The organism is Brevundimonas sp. 2YAF1 (assembly GCF_052114745.1).
Lineage (GTDB): Bacteria > Pseudomonadota > Alphaproteobacteria > Caulobacterales > Caulobacteraceae > Brevundimonas.
Genome location: NZ_JBFRFI010000001.1, coordinates 420,042 through 446,652, shown reverse-complemented (window position 1 = coordinate 446,652; position 26,611 = coordinate 420,042). Strand labels below are relative to the sequence as shown.

Sequence of the window (26,611 nt, the reverse complement as noted above, 5' to 3'; positions counted from 1 at the left end):
TTGCCGAGAATCCACATGCGCCTGTCGCGCTTTTTCCTGCCGACCCTCAAAGAAGCCCCTTCCGACGCCCAGATCGTGTCGCACCAGCTGATGCTGCGCGCCGGCATGATCAAGCAGGAGGCCGCCGGCATTTATGCCTGGCTGCCGCTGGGCCTGCGCGTGCTACGCAAGATCGAAGGCGTCGTGCGTCAGGAGCAGGAGCGGGCAGGGGCGGTCGAACTGCTGATGCCGACGCTGCAACTGGCTGACCTGTGGCGCGAGAGCGGCCGCTATGACGCCTACGGCCCGGAGATGCTGCGCATCACCGACCGGCATGAGCGCGAGCTGCTATACGGACCGACCAACGAGGAAATGGTCACGGATATCTTCCGGGCCTATGTGAAGAGCTACAAGGCTCTGCCGCTGAACCTCTTCCACATCCAGTGGAAGTTCCGCGACGAGCGTCGTCCGCGCTTCGGCGTCATGCGCGGCCGCGAATTCCTGATGAAGGACGCCTATTCGTTCGATCTGGACGAGGCCTCGGCCCGCATCGCCTACAAGCGCATGTTCGCCGCCTATCTGAACACCTTCTCGCGTCTGGGCCTGAAGGCCGTGCCGATGCGCGCCGACACCGGCCCGATCGGCGGCGACCTGAGCCACGAGTTCATCGTCCTGGCCGAAACCGGTGAGAGCGAGGTCTTCTGCGACCGCAAGCTGGTCGAGATGGACGCGCCGGGCCACAATCTCAGCGTCGAGCAACTGGAAGGCGTCTTCAACGAGCGCACGGCCCTCTACGCCGCGACCGAGGAAATGCACGACGCGGCCCAGTTCGAGGCCCAGACCGCCGAGGGCGACCGCCTGTCGGCGCGCGGCATCGAGGTCGGCCACATCTTCTACTTCGGCACCAAATACTCGGTGCCGATGAAGGCCAAGGTCGCCGGGCCGGACGGTCAGGACACCGAGGTCCACATGGGCAGCTACGGCGTGGGCGTGTCGCGCCTGCTGGGCGCCATCATCGAGGCCAGCCACGACGCCGGCGGCATCATCTGGCCGGACTCGGTCGCGCCGTTCGACGTGGTGGTGATCAACCTGCGCGCCAACGACGAAGCCGTCTCGGCCGCCTGTGAAGAGGCCGTGGCCAAGCTGGAAGCCCTGGGCAAGGACGTCCTCTACGACGACACCGACGAGCGTCCGGGCGGCAAGTTCGCCACCGCCGACCTGATCGGCGTGCCGTGGCAACTGACCATCGGTCCCAAGGGTCTGGCCGACGGCGTGGTCGAACTGAAGCGCCGCGCCACGGGCGAGAAGCAAACCCTGCCGCTGGACGCCGCCCTGGAGCTGCTGACGAAATGACCGACGCCGCGACGGCTTCCGCGCCGCCTGCCGTGAAACCGGCCGGTCCCTTCTCCGCCTGGGAGATCGGACTGGCGTTCCGCTACCTGCGCGCCAAGCGCAAGGAGGGCGGGGTCGCCCTGATCGCCGTCATCAGCTTCGTCGGCATCATGCTGGCCGTGGCGGTGCTGATCAGCGTGATGAGCATCATGGCCGGTTTCCGTAGCGAACTGCTGGGGCGGATGTTGTCGTTCAACGGGCATATGTACGTGCAAGGGCCGGTGCTGACCTCGCCTGACCGCGACGCGGCGCTGAAGCGGATCAGCGACGTTCCGGGCGTGGTCTCGGTGTCGCCTTTGACGGAATCGCCCGCCATGTTCCGCGCGGGCGGCCAGATGACCGGCGGCATGGTCCGCGGCGTGCGGCCGCAGGATCTGGCCTCGACCAAGTACGTTTATGAGAGCCTGACGCCCGAGATGCGGGCCGCCTTCGGTCGCGGCGAGTACGGCGGCGACAATATCCTGATCGGCAAGGCGCTGGCCGACCAGATGGGGCTTCGGGTTGGGGATCCCATCTCGATCTATTCGCCAACTGGCGCCGACAGCGCCTTCGGCAATCTGGGCGGTCTGGAAAAGACCTACACCATCGGCGGGATCTTCAGCTCCGGGACCGCCGACTTCGACCGTGCCTTCGTCTTCATGCCGCTGGAGCAGGCCCAGCTCTTCTTCGGCAAGGAAGGCGTCTGGGACGTGATCGAGATGAAGGTCGCCGAACCGGACATGGTCGAGACCCTGCTGACGCCGGTGCAGCAGGCCGCCGGACCCGGCAGCATCGTCAGCGACTGGCGCAACCGTCTGGCCGCCTTCTGGGGCGCGCTGAAGGTCGAGCGCGTGGCCATGAGCATTATTCTGGGCCTGGTCGTCGCCATCGCCGCCATGAACATCATCAGCGGCATCGTCATGCTGGTGAAGAACAAGACCCGCGACATCGCCATCCTGCGCACCGTGGGGGCCAGCCCGTCGTCGATTCTGCGCATCTTCTTCATGTCGGGCGCCGCGATCGGCATCGGCGGGACCATCGCCGGTCTGGTGCTGGGTCTGCTGTTCTGCCTGAACATCGGCGCGATCCAGCACTTCATCGAAGGCATCACCGGGGTCCAGCTGTTCAACGCCGACGTCTATATGCTGGATGCCATTCCGGCCCTGGTCGATCCGTGGGACGTCACCTGGGTGGCGCTCTTCTCCTTCCTGATGAGTTGCCTCGCCAGTTTGCCGCCGTCGTGGAACGCGTCGCGCATCGACCCGGTGGAGGCGCTTCGCTTTGAATAGTCCCTTGACGACCCTGTCGCTGCGCGGCGTGACCCGCACCTATCCGACCGCTCAGGGCGGGCTGACGGTGCTGAAGGGCGTCGATCTGGACGTCATGCCGGGCGAGGTCGTCGGCCTGATCGGACCGTCAGGCTCGGGCAAGTCGTCGTTGCTGCACGCCGCCGGTCTGCTGGAGCGCCCGACCAGCGGTCAGGTCATGATCGACGGCGAGGACGTCGGCGGTTTGGACGAGCGCGCGCGCACCCGTCTGCGCCTGTCTCGGATCGGTTTCGTCTATCAATTTCACCACCTGCTGCCGGAATTTGATGCACGGGATAACGTCGCCCTGCCGATGCGGATTGCCGGTCATTCCGAGGCCGAGGCGCGTCGCCGGGCCGAGGACATCCTGACAGCCCTGGGGCTGGGCGAGCGTTTCCTGCACCAGCCGGCGCAACTGTCGGGCGGCGAGCAGCAGCGGGTCGCCATCGGCCGGGCGCTGGCCAACCGCCCACGGCTGCTGTTGGCCGACGAGCCGACCGGCAACCTCGACCCCGCCAACAGCCACGCGGTGTTCGAGGCCCTGCGCGAACTGGCCAAGACCACTGGCGTCGCCGCCCTGATCGCCACCCACAACATGGAGTTGGCCGGCCACATGGACCGCGTCTTCGCCCTGAAGGACGGCCATCTGGAAGAGCGCGCGGCCGAGAGCCAGGCCTACTGATCAGCCGACGGCGGCGTCGCCCCACAGGGCGTGCAGTCTGACGCTGCGTCGGCACCCGATGCGATAGGCTTCGTACTGGGCCGGGTGCAGACGGGCGAAATCCTGATGTTCGGGTCCAGCAGGCCAGAAGCGCATGACGGGATTGATCGGCGTGACGAAGGGCCTGTCGCCCGTGGCCTTGGCACCCAGCGCGGTCTGGGCCGCCGTGCGGGACGCCTGGGCCGTCGCCGTTTGCGCTTCGGTGGCATAGACCGCCGAGACGTAGGACGGTCCCTGGTCGCAGACTTGGCCCGTCGGATCGGTCGGGTCGATGGTCCGCCAATAGCGGTCGACCAGGGTGCGATAGCTGACGACGGCGGGATCGAACGTCACCAGCACCGCCTCGCGATAGCCGGTTCCGCCGCGCACCACCTGATCATAGGTCGGGTTCGACCGCGTGCCGCCGACAAAGCCCGACACCGCCGAGCGCACCCCAGGCAGGCCGTCGAACGCCTTTTCCTCGGTCCAGAAGCAGCCACCGGCGAAGATGGCCGTCTGATAGCCGGGCGGGGGCGGTTCCAGCGGGGCGGCGCTTGCGGGCGCGTCGCCGGGCGAACAGGCCGCCGTCAGAGCCATCACAATCAGGGGCAGGATGCGCAGGGTCATGGCTCTCGACCAGTTCACGACCTTGAACGCGCGGCGGGCGATTCCGGATGCCGGCGGTCGCGCAGTTCCACCGGGGGTGCTTGCAATGAGAACAAAACGGGAATAGGAACATTTCAGGAACACGCTAACTGGGGATAAGCCGATGTCGCGTTGGGTGAGAGATATGCTGTCGCTTGCGTCGTGCAGCGGCTTCGTCTGGATGATCTGGCAGGCGTCTTTCCTGGTGACGTGATCGCCGCGACGACTCTCTGCATGATTGACGTCCGGCCGCGCGGCGGCTGGACATGAGGTTCCGGCGTCCGGGACCAGCGGAGTAGATATTGGCGGAAACGGCGAACACTCAGGGCTTTGTCCATCTGCGGGTCCGCAGCGCCTATTCCCTGCTGGAAGGTGCGATCAAGGCCAGCAAGATCGGCAAGATGGCGGCTGACGCCGGCATGCCAGCCGTCGCCGTGGCCGACCGCGCCAACCTGTTCGGGGCGCTGGAGTTCAGCCAGACCGCCAAGGACGCGGGCGTCCAGCCCATCGTGGCCTGCGCCCTGCCGGTACTGGGCATCGGCGGTCAGATTTCCGACCGCTGGGCCAAGACGCCGACCGTGGTGCTGCTGGTCCAGAACGAGCAGGGCTGGCTGAACCTGTGCGCCCTGTCGTCCGCCGCCTATCTTGACGCGGGCGAGATGGCCGAGCCGGGCGTGCCCTGGGGACTGGTTGTGGATAAGTCCGAGGGGCTGATCCTGCTGTCGGGCGGACCCGACGGGCCGGTCGATCCTCTGTTCGTTCAGAACAAGCCGGCCGAGGCCCAGGCTGCGCTGGAGGAAATGCAGAGCGTCTTCGGCGATCGCTTCTATGTCGAACTGCAACGCCACGGCCTGCCGCAGGAGCCGATTGCCGAGCGGGGGCTGGTCGACTGGGCCTACGCCCACGACGTTCCCCTGGTCGCCACCAACGACGTCTATTACGCCAAGGCGGCGCAGGCGAAGTCGCACGACGCCCTGCTGTGCATCTCCGACGGCGCCTTTATCGGCCAGGAAGAGCGTCGGCGGATCACCGCGCAGCACTGGTTCAAGACCGCCGCCGCCATGCGCGAGCTGTTCTCGGACCTGCCCGAAGCCTGCGACAACACCATCGACATCGCCCGCCGCTGCGCCTTCCTGGTCCCGACACGCGCGCCGATCCTGCCGCGCTTCGATACCGGCGCCGGTCGCTCCGAGCCCGACGAACTGGCGCACCAGGCGCGCGAGGGCCTGAAGGTCCGCCTGCAACAGGTCACGCCCGCAGCGCCCGAGGAGGAATACTGGACCCGCCTGGAGTGGGAGGTCGGGATCATCCAGCAGATGGGCTTCCCGGGCTACTTCCTGATCGTGGCCGACTTCATCAAATGGGCCAAGCTGCACGGGATTCCCGTCGGGCCGGGGCGGGGTTCCGGCGCCGGTTCGCTTGTGGCCTGGTCGCTGACCATCACCGACCTGGACCCCTTGCGGTTCGGCCTGCTGTTCGAGCGGTTCCTGAACCCCGAACGGGTCTCCATGCCCGACTTCGACATCGACTTCTGCCAGGAGCGGCGGGAGGAGGTGATCGACTATGTGCAGGACCACTACGGCAAGGACCGGGTGGCCCAGATCATCACCTTCGGCACGCTGCAGGCTCGGGCTGTGCTGCGCGACGTCGGCCGGGTGTTGCAGATGCCGCTGGGCCAGGTGGACCGGCTCTGCAAGATGGTGCCGAACAACCCGGCCAACCCGGTGACCTTGGCTCAGGCCATCGACCTGGAGCCGCGCCTGCGCGAGGCGCGTGACGCTGAGGCCTCGGTCAAGACTCTGCTGGAGACGGCGTTGGAGCTGGAGGGGCTGTACCGCAACGCCTCGACCCACGCCGCCGGCATCGTCATCGGCGACCGGCCGCTGACCGAGCTGGTGCCCCTGTATCAGGACCCGCGCTCGACCATCCCGGCCAGCCAGTTCAACATGAAGTGGGTCGAGCCGGCGGGTCTGGTGAAGTTCGACTTCCTGGGCCTGAAGACGCTGACCGTGCTGGATCGGGCGCGGGAGTATCTGGAACGACGCGGCGCGGCCCAGGACTGGAACCTGCTGCCGCTGGACGACGCGCGGACCTATGAGCTGATGGCCTCGGGCCAGACGGTCGGGGTGTTCCAGCTGGAATCCCAGGGCATGCGCGACACCCTGCGCAAGATGCGCTGTGGCTCCATCGAGGAAATCACCGCCCTGATCTCCCTCTATCGGCCGGGACCGATGGAGATGATCGACACCTATATCGACCGGAAGTTCGGCCGGGCCGAGGTGGACTATCTGCATCCCTCGCTGACCGAGGTCCTGACCGAGACCTACGGCGTCATCATCTACCAGGAACAGGTGATGAAGATCGCCCAGATCCTGGCGGGCTACAGCCTGGGTGAAGCCGACCTTCTGCGCCGGGCCATGGGCAAGAAGAAGAAGGAGGAGATGGACTTCCAGCGCCTCCGCTTCGTGAAGGGGGCCTCCGAGAAGGGCGTGCCCGAGGCGCAGTCCGGCTCCATCTTCGACCTGGTGGCCAAGTTCGCGGGCTACGGCTTCAACAAGTCGCACGCCGCCGCCTATGCGCTGATCTCGTTCCAGACCGGCTGGCTGAAGGCCAATCACCCCGTCGAGTTCTTCGCGGCGTCGATGAGCCTCGACCTGTCGAACACCGACAAGCTGGCGGTCTTCTATCAGGACTGCCGCCGGTTCGAGGTTCCGGTCCTGGCCCCGGACATCAACCGCTCGTCGGCCGACTTCGACGTCTCGTGGAAGGACGGGCAGGGCAGCGTCCTCTATGCCTTGGGCGCCATCCGCAACGTGGGCCTGGAGGCGATGAAGCATGTCGTCGAGGTGCGCGAGACGGGCGGGCCCTTCGCCGACATCTTCGACTTCCTAGAGCGGGTCGATCCCAAGGCGGTCAACAAGCGGGCGCTGGAAGGCCTAGCCAAGTCGGGCGCTTTCGACAGCCTCAATCCCAATCGCCGCCAGTTGTTTGAGCAGGCGGACACCCTGATCGCCTATTGCCAGAGCGTGGCCGCCGAGCGCGCCTCGTCGCAGGTCAGTCTGTTCGGCGCGGATCAGGCGGGCGCCGCGCGGCCGCGTCTGCGCAGCGTCGAACCCTGGGCGGGGCCGGACAAGCTGGATCAGGAGCTTTCGGCGGTCGGCTTCTACCTGTCGGGACACCCGCTGGAGGACCTGACCCCGGCGCTGAAGCGCAAGCGCGTGACCTTCGTGGCCGAGGCGCAAGGCTTGGCCGAGGCGGGACACGAAGCCTTCCTGATGGCCGGCGTGGTCCGTCGCCGCCAGGAGCGGGCTAGCGCCAAGAGCGGCGAGAAATTCGCCTTCGTCACCTTCTCGGACCCGACGGGCGAGTTCGAATGTCTGTTCCCGCCGGAACAACTGCGGCGCTGTCGCGATATCCTCGAGGTCGGAACCTCGGTCCTGGTCAAGGTGCGGGCCAAGTCAGCGGATGGCGAGGTGCGCTTCTTCGGCGACGACGCCAGCCGAATGGAGACCCTGCTGGACGACACCCAGATCGGGCTGCGGGTCGTGCTGTCGGCGCAGTCGGCCGACGCCGAGGCGCTGAAGGCGCGGCTGGATCGGGCGCGGGCGCAAGGCAAGGGCGGCGAGGTCTGGATCCAGGCGACGCTGGGCGGGCGCATCGAGGTCGAGATCAAGCTGCCGGGCCGCTACCGCCTGGACGCAGCCCTGCGCGGGGCGTTGAAGTCAGCGCCGGGCGTGGTGATGTTGGAGGACGCCTGATGAGTGAGGGACTAGCCATGAAGCATGCCCACGGAACCTTCGACGTCGTCATCACGCCGGTCCAGCCGGCGACAGGCGCGGCGCCGGACGCGCCGGGCCGGATGTTGCTGGCCAAGACCTTTCACGGTGATCTGGTCGGAACCGCCGCTGGCGAGATGCTGGCGGTCATGGGCCCCGAGCGGTCGGGGGCCTATGTCGCTCTGGATCGGGTTCGGGGCGTCATTGACGGCCGCGAGGGCGCATTCACCCTGGTGCATCGCGGTCTGATGGATCGGGGCGCGCAGGAACTGCTGATCACCATCGTTCCGGGGTCTGGCGCGGGCGACTTGACCGGGATCGCCGGGGTCTTTCACCTGACGCTCGCGGACGGCGTTCATCGCTATGATCTGGAATACAGTCTGCCCACATCCTGAGTGAGAAAATCGACATGGCCGTGCACAAGGGTTCCTGCCACTGCGGCGCTGTGGCTTATCAAGTGGAGGTCGGGCTGGAGGGCCTGGTCGAGTGCAATTGTTCGCACTGCTATCGTAAGGGGTTCGTCCTGGCCTTCGCGCCGCGCGCGGCCTTTCGGCTGACGGCGGGCGAGGAGGCCACGACCTCCTACTTCTTCAATCGGCACAATATCGATCACCGCTTCTGCAAGACTTGCGGGGTCCAGCCCTTCGGCTACGGCGTGGCGCCGGATGGGTCGGAGGTCGCGGCGATCAATGTGCGGACGCTGACCGACATCGAGCCGTGGGCATGGACGGCGAAACGCGTGGACGGTCGCAGCTTCTGACTGATCCGCTTGCCTTTTCCGATCAATCCGCCTAGAGAGCGCGCGCACTTCGCACGTGGGCGTGGCGCGGTCCGGGGAGACATCCCGGCCTGCTCCGTTCCGAGGGACCGCAGGTCCTTTTACTCGCCCGCGCTAGGTTTGATCGGAAAAAGGATACCACGATCATGGCACTGCCAGAATTCTCGATGCGTACGCTGCTGGAAGCCGGCGCTCACTTCGGTCACCAGACGCACCGCTGGAACCCGAAGATGGACCGCTACATCTTCGGCTCGCGCTCGAACATCCACATCATCGACCTGTCGCAGACGATGCCGCTGTTCCACCAGGCTCTGGTGGCTGTGCGCGACGTCGCCGCAAAGGGCGGCCGCGTGCTGTTCGTCGGCACCAAGCGTCAGGCTGCTGACCCGGTTGCGCAAGCCGCCACGCGCTGCGCCCAGTACTACATGAACAACCGCTGGCTCGGCGGCACGCTGACCAACTGGCGCACCGTCTCGGGCTCGATCGCCCGCCTGCGCGAGCTGGAAACCGTTCTGGCGACCGGCGGCGAAGGCCGCGTCAAGAAAGAGCTGCTGACGCTGCAGCGCGAGAAGGACAAGCTGGAACTGTCCCTGGGCGGCATCAAGGACATGGGTTCGATCCCGGACATCATGTTCGTGATCGACACCAACAAGGAAGCGATCGCGATCCAGGAAGCTCGCAAGCTGAACATCCCGATCATCGCCATCCTGGACACCAACTCGGATCCGGACGGCATCACCTATCCGGTCCCGGGCAACGACGACGCCGCCCGCGCCATCCAGACCTACTGCGACCTGATCGCCGACGCCGTCCTGGACGGCCTGGCCGCCGGCGCTTCCGCCTCGGGCATCGACCTGGGCGCCTCGGAAGCTCCGGTCGAGCCGATGCTGCGCGAAGCTGCTGCTGCTCCGGTTGAAGCCGAAGTTGCTCCGGCCGGCACGGAAGCCGTGGCTGAAGAACTGCTCGCGACGACTGAAGAAAAGGTCGAGGGCTAAGACGCCCCGGGGGCCCGGTCGGTGATCGGACCTACGCCAAACTGACATGCGGCCGGGCTATCCAAGCCCGGCCGCTCATTTGAATTTCCAGGAGACTGAACATGGCCGAGATCACTGCCGCCCTCGTGAAGGAACTTCGCGAGCGTTCGGGCGTCGGCATGATGGACTGCAAGAAGGCGCTGGTGGAAACCAACGGCGACATCGACGCAGCTATCGACTGGCTGCGCGCCAAGGGCCTGTCCAAGGCCGCCAAGAAGGCCGACCGCGTAGCCGCTGAAGGCGTTGTCGCCGTCGCCACGCGTGAAGACGGCGAGGGCGAAGTCGCCGCCGCCATCGAATTCAACGCGGAAACCGACTTCGTCGCCCGCAACGACCTGTTCCAGACGGCCGCCAAGCAGTTCGCTGCTCTGGCTCTGCACCACGAAGGCGTTGAAGCCATCCACGGCGCCACGCTGGAAAGCGGCCGCACCGTTCAGGACGAAGTGACCCAACTGATCGCCACTATCGGCGAGAACATGCAACTGCGCCGCGCCGCCCGTCTGGCCGTGTCGCAGGGCGTCGTGTCGTCCTACGTCCACAACGCCGTGTCGCCGGGCCTCGGCCGCATCGGCGTGCTGGTCGCCCTGGAAGGCGAGGGCGACAAGACCGCTCTGCGCGAACTGGGCCGCAAGATCGCCATGCACGTCGCAGCCACGGCGCCGCTGTCGCTGAACACCGACGACCTGGACCCGGCCGCCATCGAGAAGGAACGCACCGTTCTGACCGAAAAGGCCAAGGAAGAGGGGCGTCCGGAAAACATGATCGCCAAGATCGTGGAAGGCCAGATCAACAAGTTCCAGAAGGACGTGGTGCTGACCAAGCAGCCGTTCGTCATGGACCCGGACGTGACCATCGAACAACTGGTCGTCAACTCGGCCAAGGAACTGGGCTCCTCGAACCTCAAGCTGGCCGGCTTCGTCCGCCTGGCTCTGGGTGAAGGCGTCGAGAAGGTCGAGAGCCCCGATTTCGCGGCTGAAGTCGCCTCGATGACCGGCGGCAACTAAGATCGAAGTTTCTTCCTGAAAGGGAAGAATTTTCAAAAGGGCGCGTTCGGCTTTGAAGGCTGACGCGCCCTTCGTCTATGATGAGCCGCCGATTCACCTCGCGCGGATGCGTAACCCCTGTATCCACGGACCCAGACCATGCCCGACGCCCCTTCCGAGTTTCGATATAAGCGCGTCCTGCTCAAGGTCTCGGGCGAGGTTCTGATGGGCGATCAGTCCTATGGCATCGACATGAAGACGGTAGATGTCGTGGCCGCTGCCGTGGCTCAGGTGGCGCGCGAAGGCGTCGAGATCTGCCTGGTCATCGGCGGCGGCAACATCTTCCGCGGGCTGTCCAAGGCCGCTGCGGGCATGGACCGCGCCAACGCCGACTACATGGGCATGCTGGCCACTATCATGAACGCCCTGGCCATGCAGGGCGCGCTCGAGAAGATCGGCGTCGATACGCGGGTCCAGAGCGCCATTCCCATGGCCGCCATCGCCGAGCCCTACATCCGCCGCCGCGCCATGCGGCATCTGGAAAAGGGTCGGGTGGTGATCTTCGCCGCCGGCGTGGGCGCCCCCTTCTTCACGACCGATTCGGGCGCCGCCCTGCGCGCCGCTGAAATGGGCTGCGACGCTCTGCTGAAGGGTACCAGCGTGGATGGCGTCTATACCGCCGACCCCAAGAAGGACCCGACCGCGACCCGCTATGAGACGCTGACCTATCAGGAGGTTCTGGCCAAGGACCTGCGCGTCATGGACGCCTCGGCTATCGCCCTGATGCGCGACAGCGACATTCCGATCGTGGTCTTCTCGATCCGCGAGGAAGGTTCGCTGCGCAAGACCCTGAGCGGCGAGGGCACTTTCACCGTCATCGCCAACAAGGCCGCCTGAGCGGCGACCGACCGATAAAGACCAGACCAGGAAAACGACAATGGCCAAGCCCGACCTCAAGACCTACCGGGACCGGATGGAAAAGTCCGTCGCCTCGCTGAAGGAAGACTTCGCCGGTCTGCGCACGGGCCGGGCCAACTCGGGCCTGCTGGACCCGGTTCAGGTCGAAGCCTACGGCTCGACCTCGCCGCTGACCGCTGTCGCCGCCATCAGCGTGCCCGAGCCGCGCATGATCTCGGTCAGCGTCTGGGACAAGGCCATGGTCGTGGCGGTCGAGAAGGCCATTCGCGCCGCCGGCCTGGGCCTGAACCCGATCGTCGACGGTCAGACCCTGCGTATTCCCGTCCCGCCGCTGACCGAAGAGCGCCGCAAGGACCTGGTCAAACTGGCCGGCAAATACGCCGAGCAGCAGAAGATCGCCGTGCGCAACGTGCGCCGCGACGCCAACGACGACCTGAAAAAGGCCGAGAAGGCGGGCGAGATCAGCCAGGACGAACAGAAGAAGATGGAGACCGAGGTCCAGAAGGACACGGACGCGGCCATCAAGCGCATCGACGAGGCCTTGAAGGTCAAGGAAGTCGAGATCATGCAGGTCTGACGCAGGTTCGCGTCAGGAGGGATCTTTTTAATGTCGGCCGAGACCGTCGCCACGGCGCCTGAAAAGGGGCCTCGTCACGTCGCCCTGATCATGGACGGCAACGGTCGCTGGGCCGAGCGTCGCGGCTTGCCGCGCGTGATGGGTCATCGCGAGGGCGTTCAGGCGCTGCGCCGCACGATCAAGGCGGCGCCGGACTTCGGCATTCGCTGCCTGACCGTGTTCGGCTTCTCCACCGAGAACTGGAGCCGCCCGGCGGACGAGGTGTCGGATCTGATGGGTCTGGTCCGTTCGTTCGTCGGCAGCGACCTGAAGCGACTGGCCGCGGCCGGCGTGCGCATCCGGGTGCTGGGCCGCCGCAGGGGCCTGCCCAGCGACATCGCCGCCATTGTCGATCGCGCCGAGGCGCAGACGGCCGGCAACGACCGGTTCCTGCTGCAGGTGGCTTTCAACTACGGCGGGCGGGCCGATCTGGTGGATGCGGCCCAGCGGCTGGTCGATCAGGCCCGCACGGGACAGTTCACCGGCGAAGTGACCGAGGACGACCTCGGGGCCGGCCTGTCGACGGCCGGGGCGCCGCCGGTGGACCTGATCGTACGGACCTCGGGCGAGCAGCGGCTGTCCAACTTCCTGTTGTGGGAAGCCGCCTATGCCGAACTGGTGTTTCAGGACATCCTCTGGCCCGACTATGGCGCCGAGGCGCTGGGCGAGGCGGTCGCTCTCTATGGCAATCGCGAGCGGCGTTACGGCGGGCGCGACGCCCTGCCGGACGCGGCTGCGGTGAAGACGGCGGCGAACTGATGGCTTTGAAAATCGGCGACATCGGCCTGAGAGCGGCCTCGGCCGTGGTGCTGGCGCCGGCCGCCGTGCTGGCGACATGGGCAGGGGGCGGCTGGTTCTGCGCCCTGGTCGTGGCGGCATGCGGCTTGCTGTCGTTTGAATGGTCACGCATGAGCGCGCCGCGCCATTGGCGCTCCGTCGGCGTGGCCGTGGCCTTGGCGTTGATCGTTGCCGTGATCGCCGCCCATGTCGGCCATATGTCGTTGGCGCTGATCCTGCTGGTGTTCGGCGCCTTCTCGGCAGGGCTGTTTGCCCGGTCGCGCGGGGCCGAGGCGCTGGATGCGGCCTATGGCGTTCTCTATCTCGGCTGGCCCTGCGTGCTGCTGATCTGGCTGCGCGATCTGAATGCGGCGCAAGGCCTCTATTGGACGGTGCTGGTCTTCGCCGTGGCCTGGGCCTCGGACATTCTGGCCTATCTGGTCGGCAGCGCCGTAGGCGGGCCCAAGCTGTGGCCGCGCTTTTCGCCCAACAAGACCTGGTCGGGCTTCATCGGCGGGCTTATCGCCGGGATGATCGCCGGGGCCGCCATGGCCGGCTGGCTGGAAATGGGCCGGCTGAACATCTTCTGGGGCGGCGTCCTGGGTCTGGCGGCGGCTCTGGCCACCATGGCGGGCGACCTGTGGGAGTCGGCCTTGAAGCGTCGCTTCGGGGTGAAGGACGCGGGCAATATCATTCCGGGCCACGGCGGCCTGCTGGACCGGGTCGACGGCCTGATGTTCGCGGTCGTGGTCGTGGCGGCGGGGCGTGTGATCGTTCTGATGCTGGGGCAGGGCGCATGATCGCCCGCAAGGTCAGCGTGCTGGGCTCGACCGGCTCAGTCGGCACCTCGACGCTGGACCTGATGGATCAGGCTGAGAAGGCAGGCTCCGGCGCGTTTCAGGTCGAGGTCCTGACCGGCGGAAACAATATCGCTCGGCTAGCTGAACAGGCGCGGCGCTGGCGACCGAAGCTGGCGGTGACCGCCGATCCCGCTCGCTTGAGGGAATTGCGCGACGCCTTGGCCGGTACGGATGTCGACGTCGCGGCCGGCCCTGAAGCCATTGTCGAGGCCGCGACCCGCCCCGTGGACTGGGTCATGGCGTCCATCGTCGGCGCGGCGGGGCTGCGTTCCGCCTGGGCCGCCGCCGGCACCGGCGCGACGCTGGCCCTGGCCAACAAGGAAAGCCTGGTCTGCTGTGGCCCGGCGCTGATCGAGCGGGTCAGGCACAGCGGCGGCAAGCTGATCCCGGTCGACTCTGAGCATTCCGCCATCTTTCAGGTGTTTCCGGCCGAGGCCCCGGAGCAGGTGTCGAAACTGGTGCTGACGGCTTCGGGCGGTCCTTTCCGCACCCTGCCGCGGGAGGCCATGGGGCGCATCACGCCTGAACAGGCGGTCGCTCATCCGAACTGGAGCATGGGCGCCAAGATTTCGGTCGATAGCGCCACCATGGCCAACAAAGGCCTGGAATTGATCGAGGCCGCCTATCTGTTCGGCATGGCCGGCGATCGCATCGACGTCGTCGTCCACCCCGAATCGATCATCCACAGCCTTGTGGAATATGTGGATGGATCGACGCTGGCCCAGATGGGGCCCCCGGACATGAAGACGCCGATCGCCTGCGCCCTGGCCTGGCCCGACCGGCTGGCCTGGCCGGCGCCCAAGCTGGACCTGGCCGCCCTGGGGCGTCTGACCTTCGAAGCGCCCGACGAGACGCGCTTCCCGGCCTTGCGGCTGGCGCGCGAAGCCCTGGCGAGGGGGGGCGTGGCGCCCATCGTTTTCAATGCGGCCAATGAGGTCGCGGCCCTGGCCTTCCTTGACCGCCGACTGGGCTTTCTCAATATTGCCGCAGTCGTCGCCGACACCTTGGAACGCGCGACGAACGCGGGGATGGGTTCCGGTTCCGACGATGCCTGCGATGCGGCCCTGGCCGTTGATGCGACGGCCCGGCGGATTGCGAACGACATCATCGCCTCGCTGGCGGTTGCTGCCTGAGGGCGACGGGAGACTTGACCGGCATGCTAGGTGTTCTGGGGCAGGCCCTGATCTATGTCGTGCCGTTCCTGCTGGTGCTGACGCTGGTCGTCACCATTCATGAACTGGGCCACTTCCTGACGGCGCGCGCCTTCCGGGTGAAGATGGACCAGTTCTCCATCGGCTTTGGCCACGCGATTTTTCGGCGCACGGACAAGCAGGGCGTCGAATGGCGTCTGGGCTGGCTGCCACTGGGCGGATACGTCAAGTTCTCCGGCGATCTGGATGCCACGGGCGTGCCGGACCGCGCCGGTCTGGACGTCCTGAAAAAGGAAGTCGTCGCCGCCCACGGTCCGGGGGCCGAGCGCGACTATCTGTATTTCAAGCCTTTGTGGCAGCGCGCCCTGGTCGTGGCGGGCGGTCCGTTCGCCAACTTTGTCCTGGCCATCACCATCTTCACCCTGCTGTTCAGCCTGGTCGGCGTCGAGCAGCGCCCCGCACGGGTCATGCAGGTCCAGCCGGATTCCCCTGCCGCCGCCGCCGGCTTCCTGCCCGGCGACCTGATCACGCGCGTCAACGGCAAGCTGATCGCAGACGGCGGTGAGGTGACCCGCGTCGTGGCCTTGAGCAGCGGCGATCCCGTGCGGTTCACGGTCGAGCGCGCGGGCGCCGATGTGTTGCTGACCGCCACGCCCGAGCGCCGGGTCGAGAATGATCCCATCGCCGGTCGGGTTTCGATCGGCCGCATCGGTCTGGGCATGGGCTCCAGCCGTGATGAAGTGCGTCACGTTCGTTATGGACCCGTCGCCGCCGTGGGGCAGGGGTTCAAGGAAACCGGCGCCATTCTGAGCACGACCTTCACCTATATCGGCCGCATCTTCACCGGTCGCGAATCAGGCGACCAGTTCAGCGGGCCGCTGGGCATCGCCAAGGCGTCGGGCGCACTGACCAATGCGGCGGTGGCGGCCAATCCCGACCCGCTGGCGATGGCGGGAAATCTCCTGCTGACGCTGACCAGCTTCGCCGCCATACTTTCGGTCGGAATCGGCTTTCTAAATCTGCTGCCTATTCCGGTTCTGGATGGGGGGCATCTGATGTTCTACGCCTATGAGGCGGTGGCGCGCAGGCCTGTGGCGGCCAAGGTTCAGGAGGCGGGATATCGGGTCGGTCTTGCTTTGCTGGCCAGTTTAATGTTGTTCGCGACCTGGAACGACCTGCAGAAACTCAATCTCTTCAAATTCCTCGGCGGGCTCGTCTCGTGAGCCGACGCCAGCCCCCGATGGTTCCCCGAATGATTCAGAACGACAGTCGCCTCATGATCCGAACCCGTGGCCGTATCCTTGGACCCAGCGCCCTGGTGCTGGCTGTCGCCGCCGGCCTGGCTGGGCCGGCGCTGGCGCAGACGCCTGCTGCGGTCCAGCAGGACCCGCAGGTCACGGTGGCGGCGCCCCCCCCGGCCGAGGAACGCGGCGTGGTCAGCCGGATTCTGGTTCGCGGCAATCAGCGGATCGATCAGACGACGGTTCTGTCCTACCTGCCCATCCAGCCTGGCGACACCGTTGACGCGGCCGTGATCGACGTGGCGGTGCGGACGCTGTCGCGGACCGCTCTGTTCGCCAACGTGCAGATCGGCCTTCAGGCCAACGGCGATCTGATCGTCGAAATCGCCGAAAACCCGATCATCAATCAGGTGACGTTCGAGGGAAACAAGGCGCTCGCCGAGAAGAAGCTTCGTGACGAAGTGACGATCAAGCCGCGCGGCATCTACACGCGCGCCCGCGTCCAGGAGGACGTGGGCAAGATCGTCGAGCTTTATCGCCTGTCGGGCCGCATCTCGGCGACCGTGACGCCGAAGCTGGTGCAACTGGATCAGAACCGCGTCGACGTGGTGTTCGAGATCGACGAGGGACCGGAGACCGGCGTCGCCGCCATCACCTTCCTGGGCAACAAGGCCTTCTCGGACAGCGATCTGCGCGAGGTCATGGTCACCAAGCAATCGCAGTGGTGGCGCCTGTTCAGCTCGAACGACAACTACGACCCGAACCGGCTGGACTACGACCGCGAGCAACTGCGGAAATTCTACACGAACCGTGGCTACTACGACTTCCGCATCCTGTCGTCGGTGGCGGAGCTGAAGCCGGACAACAGCGCGTTCGGCATGACCCTGACGCTGGACGAAGGCGACCGGTACAACTTCGGCGAGGTCAAGGTCGTCACCGAGAACGATCGTCTGAACGCCGACTTCCTGAAGCGCCTGCTGCCGATCCGTTCGGGCGATCTGTACGAGAGCGACCGCATCCAGAGCGCGGTCGACACCCTGACCTTCGCGGCGGGTTCAGCCGGCTATGCCTTCGTTGAGATCAATCCGACCTATCGCGCCAACCCCGACACCGACACGGTCGACGTCACCTTCAACATCAAGGAAGGTCAGCGGGTCTATATCGACCGCATCAACGTGGTCGGCAACACGCGGACCCTGGACTCGGTCATTCGTCGTGAGCTGATGGTCGGCGAGGGCGATGCCTTCAACCGCTCGCTGGTCGAGCGTTCGCGCAACAATCTGCGCGCTCTGGGCTTCTTCAAGGACGTGAAGATCGAGGAGACGCGCGGCAGCGCGCCGGATCGTTCGATCGTGAACGTCACCGTCGAAGAACAGCCGACCGGCGAATTGTCCGTCGGCGCGGGCTTCAGCTCGGTTGACTCCTTCGTGCTGAACCTGGGCATTTCCGAGCGTAACTTCCGAGGTCGGGGTCAGAACGTGGTGGCGCGCGCGGAATGGGGCTCGCTGCGTCAGCAGATCGACTTCCGCTTCACTGAGCCGAAATTCCTCGGTCGCGACCTGCGGGCCGGTTTCGACCTGTTCCACACGCGGTACGACCTCAGCCAGTACTCGTCCTACGACTATCGGTCGACCGGCGGCGGTCTGCGCCTCAGCTATCCGCTGAACGGCTATTCGTCCTTCAGCGTGCGCTACTTCCTGAAGTCGGACGAGGTCATCATCCCGTCGGGCTATTGCTCCAGCGTGGGGTCGTCGGCGCTGTGCGATCAGGCGGGCTCGTTCCTGAACTCGTCGGCGGGCTATACGCTGATGGTCAACCGATTGAACGACCCGGTCAGGCCGACCCGCGGCTGGTCGGCGTCGCTCCGTCAGGACTTCGCCGGCATCGGCGGCGATGTGAACTATCTGAAGACCGAGGCGGACGCGTCCTGGTATTATGGCATCCGCCCGAACTGGGTGGTCAGCCTGCAGGGCTCGACCGGTTACGTCACCGGCTGGAACGGCGACCCGATCCGCATCAACGACCGCTTCTTCAAGGGCGGCAACACCTTCCGCGGCTTCGAAACGGCCGGCATGGGCGCGCGCGATCTGACCACGACCGACGCCCTGGGTGGAAACTTCTACGCCATCGGCACGGTTGAACTGACGGTGCCCAACTACCTGCCGGAAGAATACGGCATCAAGACCTCGCTGTTCGCCGATGTCGGCACCCTCGGTTTGCTGGACGATCGCTATAAGGCCGACTCCCTCACCGGGGCGCTCAATCCGAACATCGCCGACAACCTCGCCCTGCGGGCGGCGGCCGGCGTCAGCATTCACTGGCGTTCGCCGATGGGACCGATCCGCTTCGATCTGTCCAGGGTTCTGTCCAAGGAAGACTACGACAAGACCGAGACCTTCCGCTTCTCCACCTCGACCCAGTTCTAACCGCAGCCTTCCAGACTGCTCAAAGGTTCAAGATGAAACTGTTCGCTATCGGCGCCGCCGCCCTCGTTTCGCTCACCGCTTCGGCGGCCATGGCTCAATCGCAAGGCCCGGCCAACCCCGGCCCGGTGATCCCGGGCGTCTGCGTCTATTTCAACCAGCAGGCGCTGGCTCAATCGTCCGTTGGTCAAGCCGTGCAGACGCGCATGGAGCAACTGGCCAAGGACGTTCAGGGCGAGATCGCCCCCTACGCCCAGCAACTGCAGACCGAGTACCAGGCGTTGCAATCGGGCGCCTCGACCATCCCAGCCGACCAACTGAACCAGCGTCGCCAGGCGCTGCAGCAGCGTGCTCAGGAAGCTCAGCAACTGGAGCAGACCCGCGACAACGAACTGCGCTACACCCTGGGTGAACAGCGCAGGAAGATCTCGGAAGCCATCGAGCCCATCCTGGTCGCCGTCTATCAAGAGAAGGGCTGCGGCATCATGGTCGACCGCGAAAGCGTCTTCATCATGAACCCGGCCATGGACGTGACGCCGCTGGTCATCCAGCGCCTGAACACGGCCCTGCCGACGCTCAGCTTCAACCGTATGCCGGTTCCGGCCCAGCCGCAGTCGTAAGACCGGGCCATGCCCGATCCGAGGTTCTTTGAGACCCTGTCGCCCCTGACGGTCGCCGCCCTCGCCGAGAAAATCGGCGGGGAGGTGGTCCGGGGCGGCGAAGTCGTCATCTCGGCCGTTGCGCCCCTGTCCAATGCGGACCGGGGCGCGATTGCGTTTCTGGGCGACCGAAAATTCGCGGCGGCCCTGGCTGAGACCCAGGCCGGTTGCGTCATCGTGCCGGCGTCGGCGGTCGAAGCGGCGCCCGAGGGCGCGGCGGTGATCGTGTCCGGCGAAGCGCAAGCCGCCTGGGCGCGGGCATCGGCCCTGCTGCATCAGCCGATCCGGCTGGATCGCGCAGCGGGCGTCGCGGAGGTCGTCGAGGACGGCAGCGTGATGATCGAACCGGGCGTGGTGCTGGGCGAGGGCGTCCGCATCGGTCGTGGCACGCGCATCGGCGCCAACACCGTGATCGGTCCCGGCGTGCAGATCGGCCGGGACTGCCTGATCGGCTCGAACGTCACCGTTGGGTTCGCCCTGCTCGGCGACCGGGTCAAACTTCTGTCCGGCGCGCGGATCGGCGAGGCGGGTTTCGGCGCCGCCGGGTCCAAGGCCGGCCCGGTTGATATTCCGCAACTGGGCCGCGTCATCCTGCAAGACGGAGTGACGATCGGCGCCAACTCCTGCATCGACCGCGGGGCCTATGACGACACCGTCGTGGGTGAGAACACCAAGATCGATAATCTGGTCATGATCGGCCACAACTGCGTCATCGGCCGCAACAACCTGATGGCGGCCCACACCGGCATTTCGGGTTCGGTCACGACGGGCGACAACTGCATCTTCGGCGGCCGCGCGGGCGTGGGCGACCACATCACCATCGGCGAAGGCGCGCGTGTCGCGGCTGGCGGCGGCGTTCTGGCCGATATTCCGCCGGGCGAGACATGGTCCGGCTATCCTGCAAAACCGCTTCGCCAATCCTTGCGCGAAGCCATCTGGCTGGCCAAACAGGCGTCCCAGAAGAAGACCCCGAGAGAATCATGAGCGACGCTGACAGGATCGACTATGCGGAAGTCATGCGGCGGTTGCCGCATCGCTATCCCTTCCTGCTGGTCGACAAGGCCGAGGCTTTCGTCGCGGCGACCTCGATCGTCGGCATCAAGAACGTCTCGCACAACGAGCCCTTCTTCCCCGGTCACTTCCCGATCGACCCGGTCATGCCGGGCGTGCTGATCGTCGAGGCCATGGCCCAGACGGGCGCTCTGCTGATGTCCAAGTCGCTGGACGTCGCCGTGGCCGACAAGGTCATCATGTTCATGTCGATCGACGGCGTACGCTTCCGCAAGCCCGCCCGCCCGGGCGACCAGTTGCGCATGGAGGTCAAGGTGATCCGCGCGCGCGGTGACGCCTACAAGTTCCGCGGCGAGACCTTCATCGACGGCAAGCTGGCTGCCGAAGCCGAATTCATGGCCATGGTCGTGACCGTGCCGGACCCCGCTGCGTGACTATCCATCCGAGCGCCGTCGTCGATGCCTCGGCCCAGATCGCCGACGGCGTCATGATCGGCCCCTGGTGCATCGTCGGCCCGGGCGTGACCCTGGCCGAAGGCGTCACGCTGGTCAGCCATGTGGTGGTCCAGCAGGACACGAGCGTCGGCGCGCGGACTGTGATCCACCCCTTCGCCGTCATCGGCGGCGACCCTCAGCACAACGGTTACAAGGGCGAGCCCGTCCGGCTTGAGATCGGTTCGGACAACGTCATCCGCGAGCACGCCAGCTTCAACCGAGGCACGCCGCAGGGCACAGGCGTGACCCGTGTCGGCTCTAACGGCCTGTTCATGACCGGTGCCCACGTCGGCCACGACTGCGTCGTCGGCGACCATGTCGTCATGGCCAACAACGCCACTCTGGGCGGCCACGCTCAGATCGGCGACAAGGTCTTCCTGGGCGGGCTGTGCGCCGTGCATCAGAACGGTCGGGTGGGGCAGGGCGCCATCGTTGGCGGTCTGGCCGCCGTGACGCGCGACGTCATCCCCTACGGCTCGGCCTGGGGCAATCACGCCAGCTTGCACGGGCTCAACCTGATCGGGTTGAAGCGCAAGGGTTACGGCAAGGACGCGGTGCGTCGCCTGCTGGCCGGCTATCGCGATCTGTTCGAAGGTGAGGGCGTCTTCGCCGAGCGGCTAGACCGCGTCGAGGTGGCCTATGCCGACCTGCCCGAGATCATGGAAATCGTCGCCTTCATCCGCGACGGCGCCAAGCGACCACTCTGCCTGCCGGGCAAGGAATGAACCCGGCGCCCAAGCTGGGCCTGATCGCGGGCGGCGGCGATCTGCCGTTCAAGATCGCGGCCCGGTGCGAAGCCGAGGGGCGGGCGGTCTTCATCATCCGTCTGGCCGGGTTCGCCGACGCCCACCTGGTGCGCTGGCCGGGCACCGAGTTCGGCATGGCCGAGATCGGCCGCATCCTGAAGACGATGAAGGCCGAAGGCTGCGAAGCCGTCTGTCTGGCCGGCTATGTAAACCGGCCTGATTTCAAGAGTTTGAAGCCAGATCTTAAAGGGGCGACCTTGCTTCCGGGCATCGTGGCGGCGGCGACCAGGGGCGACGACGCTCTGTTGCGCAAGATCTTGTCGGTGTTCGAGGCCGAGGGTTATGCGGTCGAGGGCGCGGACGACATTCTGGGCGGAGAGGCTCTGGCGCCTGGCGCCTTGGGCACCTTGACGCCGACGAACGAGCAACTTCAGGACTTGAGGAAGGCGCTGCACGTCGCTGAAAAATCAGGAGAACTGGATATCGGTCAGGGCGCGGTCGTCTGCGAGGGACTGGTGCTGGCGGTCGAGGCGCAGGAGGGCACTGACGCAATGTTGACGCGCGTCGCCGGTCTGCCCGCTGATCTGCACGGCGCCCCCGGCGTTCTGAAGGGTGCCTTGGGCAAGGCGCCGAAGCCGATTCAGGACCTCCGGGTGGACATGCCGGTCATTGGCCCTCGCACCCTCGAACTGGCCGCCGCCGCTGGTCTGGCGGGCGTCGGCGGACGGGCCGGACGGCTGATCCTGATCGACCGTGACGCGATCCGCGAGACCGCCGATCGTCTGGGCCTTTATGTCTGGGGCGAAGCATGAGCCGTCCGTTGAAGATCATGCTGGTGGCCGCCGAGGCGTCGGGCGACGCCCTGGGCGCTGGACTGGCGCACGCGCTGAAGGTGCGGCTGGGACCGGACGCCAGCTTCGTCGGCGTCGGCGGTCCCAAGATGGCGGCCGAGGGCGTCGTCAGCCCGTTCGACATCGCTGAACTGTCCATCCTGGGCTGGATCGAGGGGCTGAAGGCCTATGGTCTGGTCAAGCGTCGGGTGGCCGACACGGTCGAACTGGCCAAGGCCGAGCGGCCCGACGCGGTCGTCCTGATCGACAGTTGGGGCTTCACCATCCGCGTGGCCAAGGCGCTGCGCGAGGTGCTGCCGGGCGTGCCGCTGATCAAATATGTCGGGCCTCAGGTCTGGGCTTCGCGTCCGGGCCGAGCCAAGACGCTCGCCGCCAGCGTCGACCACCTGCTGTCGCTCTATAGCTTCGACGCGCCCTGGTTCGAGCGCGAGGGCCTGCCGACGACGGTCGTGGGCTCGCAGGCCCTGCATGTGGACATGGCGAGCGCCGACGGCGCCCGTTTCCGCGCTGCGCGCGGCATCGCCCCCGACGCGCCCCTGCTGCTGGTCCTGCCGGGCAGTCGGCCCAGCGAGATCACCCGCATGACGCCCGTGTTCGAGGCGACGGTTCAGCGGTTGAAGGCGGCGGACCCGTCGCTTGAAATCGCCGTGATCGCCGCCGGAACGGTCGCCGCCGACGTGGCCGGTCACGTCGCCGCCTGGCCTTTCCGCGCCCATCTGGTGCAGGAATCTAACAAGTATGATGCGATGAAGGCGGCCAATGTCGCCCTGGCCACCAGCGGCACGGTCTCGACCGAACTGGCGCTGGCCGGCGCTCCCATGGTCATCGCCTATCGGATCGACGGTCTCAGCTACGCCCTGATGAAGCATCTGGTGACGGCCAAGCACATCACCCTGTTCAACATCGCCGCCGACGAGCGCATCGCGCCCGAGTTCATCCAGAACGACGCCACGCCCGAGAACCTCGCCGGCGCCGTCGGCCGCCTGCTGGCGGACCCGCAGGCCTCAGCCGATCAGGCCACCCGCCAGACCGGGGCGCTGGACCTGATGGGGCGGGGCGGACCCGATCCGTCCGAACTGGCGGCGGACGCCGTGTTAAGAATCATCGCAGCGCGCGGCGGCTGACCGCGCCAAATCAGGCGGTCACTTGCTCATCCACGGGCGCGATGCGCCTGACTTGATGCGGGCGGCCTGTTCGCGCTGGAAGCGGCCGCCGCGGGGCGGTTTGGGGCGGGCGTCGAGCGCCGCCTGCTTCAGCCGAAGCGCGCGCTGGACTGGCGTTTCGCCCGGAATGTCATCCATGGCGCTGGCGGGGACGGGTTCGTCGTCGTTATGGTCGCTCATGTCGCCAGTCTAGCATGTCGGCGCGGCTGGAGCGCGGCGCCTGTTGAGTGGAGCGTCGCCGAACAAAAAACGCCGAGGCTCTCGCCCCGGCGTTTTCGGTTTCAGCTTTTGGCCGTCGATCAGCCGCGCTGTTCGATCGGCACGTAGTCGCGTTGCGTCGGGCCCGTGTAGAGCTGACGCGGACGACCGATCTTCTGCGACGGATCGGCCATCATTTCCTGCCACTGCGAGATCCAGCCCACAGTGCGGGCCAGAGCGAACAGGACCGTGAACATGGTGGTCGGGAAGCCCATCGCTGACAGGGTAATACCCGAATAGAAGTCGACGTTCGGGAACAGCTTGCGCGAGGTGAAGTATTCGTCCGACAGGGCGACGCGTTCCAGTTCCTTGGCGACCTGGAACAGCGGATCGTTTTCACGGCCCGTGGCGGCCAGCACTTCATAGGCCGACTGCTGCATGACCTTGGCGCGCGGATCGTAGTTCTTGTACACGCGGTGGCCGAAGCCCATCAGCTTGTACTTCTTGTCCTTAACGCCCTGGATGAACTCAGGAATGCGGTCCGGCGTGCCGATCTCCTTGAGCATGTTCAGCGCTTCTTCGTTGGCGCCGCCGTGCGACGGGCCCCACAGACAAGCGATGCCGGCGGCGATACAGGCGAACGGATTGGCGCCCGACGACCCGGCCAGACGGACGGTCGAGGTCGAGGCGTTCTGCTCGTGGTCGGCGTGCAGGGTAAAGATGCGGTCCATGGCGCGGACCAAGGCCGGATCGACCACATAGTCCTCGGCCGGGACGGCGAAACACATGCGCAGGAAGTTCTCGGCGTACGACAGGTCGTTGCGCGGCGAGATGAAGGGCTGTCCGACGTGGTATTTGTAGGCGCGGGCGGCGATCGTTGGCATCTTGGCGATCAGGCGGATGGCCGAGATGTCGCGCTGCACCGGATCATGGATGTCCAGGCTGTCGTGATAGAAGGCCGACAGGGCGCCGACGGTGCCGACCATGATCGACATGGGGTGAGCGTCGCGGCGGAAGCCTTCGAAGAAGCGGTCGAACTGAGCGTGCAGCATGGTGTGCCGCGTGATGTTCTCTTCGAACTTCTCGAACTGGGCGGCGGTCGGCAGTTCGCCGTGTAGCAGCAGGTGGCAGACCTCGAGGAAGTTCGACTTCGACGCCAGTTGGTCGATCGGATAGCCGCGGTGCAGCAGGACGCCTTCGTCGCCGTCGATGAAGGTCAGGGCGCTTTCGCACGCCGCCGTCGAGGTGAAGCCCGGATCGAAGGTGAAGGCGCCGGTGGAGGCGTACAGCTTGCGGATGTCGATGACGTCCGGTCCGGTGGAGCCCGCGAGGACGGGAAGTTCGACGTTCTTGTCGCCGTAGGTGAAGGTCGCCGTGCCGGCGGGTTTCGCTTGTTCAGTCATCTAGGCCCCTTTTGTTTTCCTTCGACCAGGCGCGGGGAGGCGTCGGCCTGCGTGGTTATGGGTGTTCACTTAGTCTGTTGCAGCGCATCATCCAAGCGCCCGAGACCTTCGTCGCGTCCAAGCGCCGCAAGAATTCGCGCGATATCCGGGGATACCGCGCCGCCGGTGAGAGCGCCGCGCATCGAAGGTCCTATTTTTCCGAAGCCTACGCCTTCTTCTTCTGCAAAAGCCTTAAGCTCGGCCTCTAGGGCGAAGACGTCCCAGCTCTGGAAAAGACGGAGGCGTTCACGGAGTCGTGAAATCCGTTCGCCGCCTTCTCCGGTCAACAGGCCGCAGGTCTTCTCGTCCAGGGCGAGCGGGCGCGTCTTCAATACGAACTCGGTCTGGGAGGCCAACTCGACGATGGTCTTGGCGCGGTCCTTGACGAAGGGCATGGCGCGCAACAGGCGAGCCTCGTCGTCGGGCTGCAGCGCGCGGCCCTTGGCCAGATGGGCGTCCAGCGTCAGCTTGGCCAAGCGGTCGTCGTCGGCCAGCCTGAGCCAGTGGGCGTTGACGTGGGCCAGCTTGTCGAAGTCGAGGCGGGCGGGCGCCTTGCCGACGCCGGACAGGTCGAACCATTCCAGGGCCTGTTCGTCGCTGAACAGTTCATGGTCGCCATGCGCCCAGCCCAGACGCGCCAGATAGTTGCGCATGGCCTCGGGCAGGTAGCCCATATCGGCATACTCATGCACGGCCTGGGCGCCGTGGCGCTTGCTGAGTTTGGCGCCGTCGGGGCCGTGGATCAGCGGGATGTGGGCGAAGGTCGGCCGGGTCCAGCCGAGCGCGTCATAGATCAGGCTCTGGCGGGCGGCGTTGTTCAGGTGGTCGTCGCCGCGAATGACGTGGGTCACGCCCATGTCGTGGTCGTCCACCACTACGGCGAGGTTGTAGGTGGGCGCGCCGTCGGAACGCAGAATGACCAGATCGTCCAGCGACGCCGAATCCCAGCGCACCGCGCCCTGCACCGCGTCCTCGACCAGAACGGCCTGATCCAACGGGCGGCGGAAGCGGATGGTGTGCGGCTTGGCCAGGTCGTCGACGCTAGGCTCACGGTCGCGCCAGGGCGAGACGAAGTCCTTGCCCGAGGCCTTGGCCTGATCGCGCAGGGTGCCGGTTTCCTCGGCGGTCAGGTAGTCGCGGTAGGCGTGGCCCGAGGCCAGCAGTTGCTCGGCGACTTCGCGGTGGCGGTCGGCGCGGGCGAACTGGAAGACGGGCTCTTCGTCGCCGAACAGCTCCAGCCAGGACAGGCCGTCGAAGATGGCCTTTACGGCGTCGTCGGTCGAACGTTCGCGGTCCGTGTCCTCGACGCGGATCAGGAATTTCCCGCCGCGGCTCTTGGCGTACAGCCAGTTGAATAACGCGGTTCTCGCCCCGCCGATATGCAGGTAGCCTGTCGGCGAGGGGGCGAAGCGGGTGACGACTGTCGAGGAGGGGGAGGTCATAAACAAGGGGTCCGTTGCGGAGGCCCTTATACGCCCGCGCGCGCCA

Annotated in this window: 25 protein-coding genes; 21 read left to right on the top strand and 4 right to left on the bottom strand. The window is 66.3% G+C overall.

The genetic code is table 11. From position 1 onward, the window contains the following. The first annotated feature begins 15 nt into the window (after window positions 1–15). Genes proS through AB4Y68_RS02020 form a run of 3 tightly spaced genes read left to right on the top strand, consistent with a single transcriptional unit; the run spans window position 16 to window position 3,339 of the window. Window positions 16–1,332 (top strand): proline--tRNA ligase, encoded by a 1,317-nt coding sequence (proS, locus tag AB4Y68_RS02030; RefSeq protein ID WP_441453608.1) that lies wholly within the window; start codon window positions 16–18, stop codon window positions 1,330–1,332. Then, window positions 1,329–2,639: a lipoprotein-releasing ABC transporter permease subunit gene (locus AB4Y68_RS02025; protein ID WP_441453606.1), complete on the top strand. Its 1,311-nt coding sequence runs from the start codon at window positions 1,329–1,331 to the stop codon at window positions 2,637–2,639. Before proS ends, AB4Y68_RS02025 begins: the two co-directional genes overlap by 4 nt. Window positions 2,640–2,643: 4 nt before the next feature. Further along, window positions 2,644–3,339, top strand: coding sequence for an ABC transporter ATP-binding protein (locus tag AB4Y68_RS02020; RefSeq protein WP_441453604.1), 696 nt, complete (start codon window positions 2,644–2,646; stop codon window positions 3,337–3,339). Here the strand turns inward: AB4Y68_RS02020 and msrA are convergent, their stop codons facing one another. After that, window positions 3,340–3,984 (bottom strand): peptide-methionine (S)-S-oxide reductase MsrA, encoded by a 645-nt coding sequence (gene msrA / locus AB4Y68_RS02015; protein ID WP_441453602.1) that lies wholly within the window; start codon window positions 3,982–3,984, stop codon window positions 3,340–3,342. A gap of 320 nt (window positions 3,985–4,304) precedes the next feature. Here msrA and dnaE point away from each other — a divergent pair, with 320 nt between their 5' ends. The 18 genes from dnaE (at window position 4,305) to lpxB (ending at window position 23,444) form a co-directional block, all read left to right on the top strand. Next, window positions 4,305–7,760, top strand: coding sequence for a DNA polymerase III subunit alpha (dnaE, locus tag AB4Y68_RS02010; protein WP_441453600.1), 3,456 nt, complete (start codon window positions 4,305–4,307; stop codon window positions 7,758–7,760). 17 nt (window positions 7,761–7,777) lie between these two features. After that, on the top strand, window positions 7,778–8,173 hold the full coding sequence (locus tag AB4Y68_RS02005) for a DUF3224 domain-containing protein (protein WP_441453599.1): 396 nt from the start codon (window positions 7,778–7,780) through the stop codon (window positions 8,171–8,173). Between the two features lie 14 nt (window positions 8,174–8,187). Beyond that, window positions 8,188–8,538, top strand: coding sequence for a GFA family protein (locus AB4Y68_RS02000; RefSeq protein ID WP_441453597.1), 351 nt, complete (start codon window positions 8,188–8,190; stop codon window positions 8,536–8,538). Window positions 8,539–8,702: 164 nt separating this feature from the next. Then, window positions 8,703–9,551 (top strand): 30S ribosomal protein S2, encoded by an 849-nt coding sequence (rpsB, locus tag AB4Y68_RS01995; protein WP_441453595.1) that lies wholly within the window; start codon window positions 8,703–8,705, stop codon window positions 9,549–9,551. A 101-nt stretch (window positions 9,552–9,652) separates the two neighbouring features. After that, window positions 9,653–10,594, top strand: coding sequence for a translation elongation factor Ts (tsf, locus tag AB4Y68_RS01990; protein ID WP_441453594.1), 942 nt, complete (start codon window positions 9,653–9,655; stop codon window positions 10,592–10,594). Window positions 10,595–10,732: 138 nt separating this feature from the next. Further along, window positions 10,733–11,470, top strand: a complete 738-nt coding sequence (gene pyrH / locus AB4Y68_RS01985) for a UMP kinase (protein WP_441453592.1) — start codon at window positions 10,733–10,735, stop codon at window positions 11,468–11,470. Window positions 11,471–11,510: 40 nt separating this feature from the next. After that, window positions 11,511–12,068, top strand: a complete 558-nt coding sequence (gene frr / locus AB4Y68_RS01980) for a ribosome recycling factor (RefSeq protein ID WP_441453590.1) — start codon at window positions 11,511–11,513, stop codon at window positions 12,066–12,068. A gap of 30 nt (window positions 12,069–12,098) precedes the next feature. Continuing rightward, window positions 12,099–12,866 carry a polyprenyl diphosphate synthase gene (uppS, locus tag AB4Y68_RS01975; RefSeq protein ID WP_441453588.1) on the top strand — a complete coding sequence of 256 codons (768 nt, stop codon included), beginning with the start codon at window positions 12,099–12,101 and terminating at the stop codon, window positions 12,864–12,866. After that, a complete protein-coding gene (locus AB4Y68_RS01970; RefSeq protein WP_441453586.1) occupies window positions 12,866–13,684 on the top strand; it encodes a phosphatidate cytidylyltransferase in 819 nt (272 codons plus the stop codon). The genes uppS and AB4Y68_RS01970 overlap by 1 nt, the downstream gene beginning before the upstream one ends. Beyond that, window positions 13,681–14,877 carry a 1-deoxy-D-xylulose-5-phosphate reductoisomerase gene (dxr, locus tag AB4Y68_RS01965; RefSeq protein ID WP_441453584.1) on the top strand — a complete coding sequence of 399 codons (1,197 nt, stop codon included), beginning with the start codon at window positions 13,681–13,683 and terminating at the stop codon, window positions 14,875–14,877. Before AB4Y68_RS01970 ends, dxr begins: the two co-directional genes overlap by 4 nt. A gap of 23 nt (window positions 14,878–14,900) precedes the next feature. Further along, complete coding sequence (locus tag AB4Y68_RS01960) at window positions 14,901–16,118, top strand: M50 family metallopeptidase (protein WP_441453582.1); 1,218 nt, start codon at window positions 14,901–14,903, stop codon at window positions 16,116–16,118. A gap of 53 nt (window positions 16,119–16,171) precedes the next feature. After that, window positions 16,172–18,562, top strand: a complete 2,391-nt coding sequence (gene bamA, locus AB4Y68_RS01955; RefSeq protein WP_441453580.1) for an outer membrane protein assembly factor BamA — start codon at window positions 16,172–16,174, stop codon at window positions 18,560–18,562. A 32-nt stretch (window positions 18,563–18,594) separates the two neighbouring features. Continuing rightward, entirely contained in the window at window positions 18,595–19,179 is a 585-nt protein-coding gene (locus tag AB4Y68_RS01950; protein WP_441453578.1) for an OmpH family outer membrane protein, read from the top strand. A 9-nt stretch (window positions 19,180–19,188) separates the two neighbouring features. Next, a complete protein-coding gene (gene lpxD / locus AB4Y68_RS01945) occupies window positions 19,189–20,202 on the top strand; it encodes a UDP-3-O-(3-hydroxymyristoyl)glucosamine N-acyltransferase (RefSeq protein WP_441453576.1) in 1,014 nt (337 codons plus the stop codon). After that, window positions 20,199–20,663 carry a 3-hydroxyacyl-ACP dehydratase FabZ gene (fabZ, locus tag AB4Y68_RS01940; protein ID WP_441453574.1) on the top strand — a complete coding sequence of 155 codons (465 nt, stop codon included), beginning with the start codon at window positions 20,199–20,201 and terminating at the stop codon, window positions 20,661–20,663. Before lpxD ends, fabZ begins: the two co-directional genes overlap by 4 nt. Next, a complete protein-coding gene (gene lpxA / locus AB4Y68_RS01935; protein WP_441453572.1) occupies window positions 20,660–21,448 on the top strand; it encodes an acyl-ACP--UDP-N-acetylglucosamine O-acyltransferase in 789 nt (262 codons plus the stop codon). Before fabZ ends, lpxA begins: the two co-directional genes overlap by 4 nt. Continuing rightward, window positions 21,445–22,281, top strand: a complete 837-nt coding sequence (gene lpxI / locus AB4Y68_RS01930; RefSeq protein WP_441453570.1) for a UDP-2,3-diacylglucosamine diphosphatase — start codon at window positions 21,445–21,447, stop codon at window positions 22,279–22,281. Before lpxA ends, lpxI begins: the two co-directional genes overlap by 4 nt. Continuing rightward, window positions 22,278–23,444 carry a lipid-A-disaccharide synthase gene (gene lpxB, locus AB4Y68_RS01925; protein WP_441453568.1) on the top strand — a complete coding sequence of 389 codons (1,167 nt, stop codon included), beginning with the start codon at window positions 22,278–22,280 and terminating at the stop codon, window positions 23,442–23,444. Before lpxI ends, lpxB begins: the two co-directional genes overlap by 4 nt. Window positions 23,445–23,462: 18 nt before the next feature. On the opposite strand, the gene AB4Y68_RS01920 is transcribed toward lpxB, so the two are convergent. From AB4Y68_RS01920 to gltX, 3 genes are all read right to left on the bottom strand, one after another. Continuing rightward, window positions 23,463–23,621 carry a hypothetical protein gene (locus tag AB4Y68_RS01920; RefSeq protein ID WP_441453810.1) on the bottom strand — a complete coding sequence of 53 codons (159 nt, stop codon included), beginning with the start codon at window positions 23,619–23,621 and terminating at the stop codon, window positions 23,463–23,465. Window positions 23,622–23,782: 161 nt separating this feature from the next. Next, on the bottom strand, window positions 23,783–25,084 hold the full coding sequence (gene gltA, locus AB4Y68_RS01915) for a citrate synthase (protein ID WP_441453567.1): 1,302 nt from the start codon (window positions 25,082–25,084) through the stop codon (window positions 23,783–23,785). Window positions 25,085–25,149: 65 nt separating this feature from the next. Continuing rightward, window positions 25,150–26,565, bottom strand: a complete 1,416-nt coding sequence (gltX, locus tag AB4Y68_RS01910) for a glutamate--tRNA ligase (protein WP_441453565.1) — start codon at window positions 26,563–26,565, stop codon at window positions 25,150–25,152. Between the last annotated feature and the right edge of the window lie 46 nt (window positions 26,566–26,611).

Excerpts from the sequence above, each read along its gene's own strand:
- proS (WP_441453608.1), top strand. The coding sequence starts at position 16 with ATGCGCCTGTCGCGCTTTTTCCTGCCGACCCTCAAAGAAGCCCCTTCC.
- AB4Y68_RS02025 (WP_441453606.1), top strand. The coding sequence starts at position 1,329 with ATGACCGACGCCGCGACGGCTTCCGCGCCGCCTGCCGTGAAACCGGCC.
- msrA (WP_441453602.1), bottom strand. The coding sequence starts at position 3,984 with ATGACCCTGCGCATCCTGCCCCTGATTGTGATGGCTCTGACGGCGGCC.
- AB4Y68_RS02005 (WP_441453599.1), top strand. The coding sequence starts at position 7,778 with ATGAAGCATGCCCACGGAACCTTCGACGTCGTCATCACGCCGGTCCAG.
- AB4Y68_RS02000 (WP_441453597.1), top strand. The coding sequence starts at position 8,188 with ATGGCCGTGCACAAGGGTTCCTGCCACTGCGGCGCTGTGGCTTATCAA.
- rpsB (WP_441453595.1), top strand. The coding sequence starts at position 8,703 with ATGGCACTGCCAGAATTCTCGATGCGTACGCTGCTGGAAGCCGGCGCT.
- tsf (WP_441453594.1), top strand. The coding sequence starts at position 9,653 with ATGGCCGAGATCACTGCCGCCCTCGTGAAGGAACTTCGCGAGCGTTCG.
- pyrH (WP_441453592.1), top strand. The coding sequence starts at position 10,733 with ATGCCCGACGCCCCTTCCGAGTTTCGATATAAGCGCGTCCTGCTCAAG.
- frr (WP_441453590.1), top strand. The coding sequence starts at position 11,511 with ATGGCCAAGCCCGACCTCAAGACCTACCGGGACCGGATGGAAAAGTCC.
- uppS (WP_441453588.1), top strand. The coding sequence starts at position 12,099 with ATGTCGGCCGAGACCGTCGCCACGGCGCCTGAAAAGGGGCCTCGTCAC.
- AB4Y68_RS01970 (WP_441453586.1), top strand. The coding sequence starts at position 12,866 with ATGGCTTTGAAAATCGGCGACATCGGCCTGAGAGCGGCCTCGGCCGTG.
- dxr (WP_441453584.1), top strand. The coding sequence starts at position 13,681 with ATGATCGCCCGCAAGGTCAGCGTGCTGGGCTCGACCGGCTCAGTCGGC.
- AB4Y68_RS01960 (WP_441453582.1), top strand. The coding sequence starts at position 14,901 with ATGCTAGGTGTTCTGGGGCAGGCCCTGATCTATGTCGTGCCGTTCCTG.
- bamA (WP_441453580.1), top strand. The coding sequence starts at position 16,172 with ATGATCCGAACCCGTGGCCGTATCCTTGGACCCAGCGCCCTGGTGCTG.
- AB4Y68_RS01950 (WP_441453578.1), top strand. The coding sequence starts at position 18,595 with ATGAAACTGTTCGCTATCGGCGCCGCCGCCCTCGTTTCGCTCACCGCT.
- lpxD (WP_441453576.1), top strand. The coding sequence starts at position 19,189 with ATGCCCGATCCGAGGTTCTTTGAGACCCTGTCGCCCCTGACGGTCGCC.
- fabZ (WP_441453574.1), top strand. The coding sequence starts at position 20,199 with ATGAGCGACGCTGACAGGATCGACTATGCGGAAGTCATGCGGCGGTTG.
- lpxI (WP_441453570.1), top strand. The coding sequence starts at position 21,445 with ATGAACCCGGCGCCCAAGCTGGGCCTGATCGCGGGCGGCGGCGATCTG.
- lpxB (WP_441453568.1), top strand. The coding sequence starts at position 22,278 with ATGAGCCGTCCGTTGAAGATCATGCTGGTGGCCGCCGAGGCGTCGGGC.
- AB4Y68_RS01920 (WP_441453810.1), bottom strand. The coding sequence starts at position 23,621 with ATGGATGACATTCCGGGCGAAACGCCAGTCCAGCGCGCGCTTCGGCTG.
- gltA (WP_441453567.1), bottom strand. The coding sequence starts at position 25,084 with ATGACTGAACAAGCGAAACCCGCCGGCACGGCGACCTTCACCTACGGC.
- gltX (WP_441453565.1), bottom strand. The coding sequence starts at position 26,565 with ATGACCTCCCCCTCCTCGACAGTCGTCACCCGCTTCGCCCCCTCGCCG.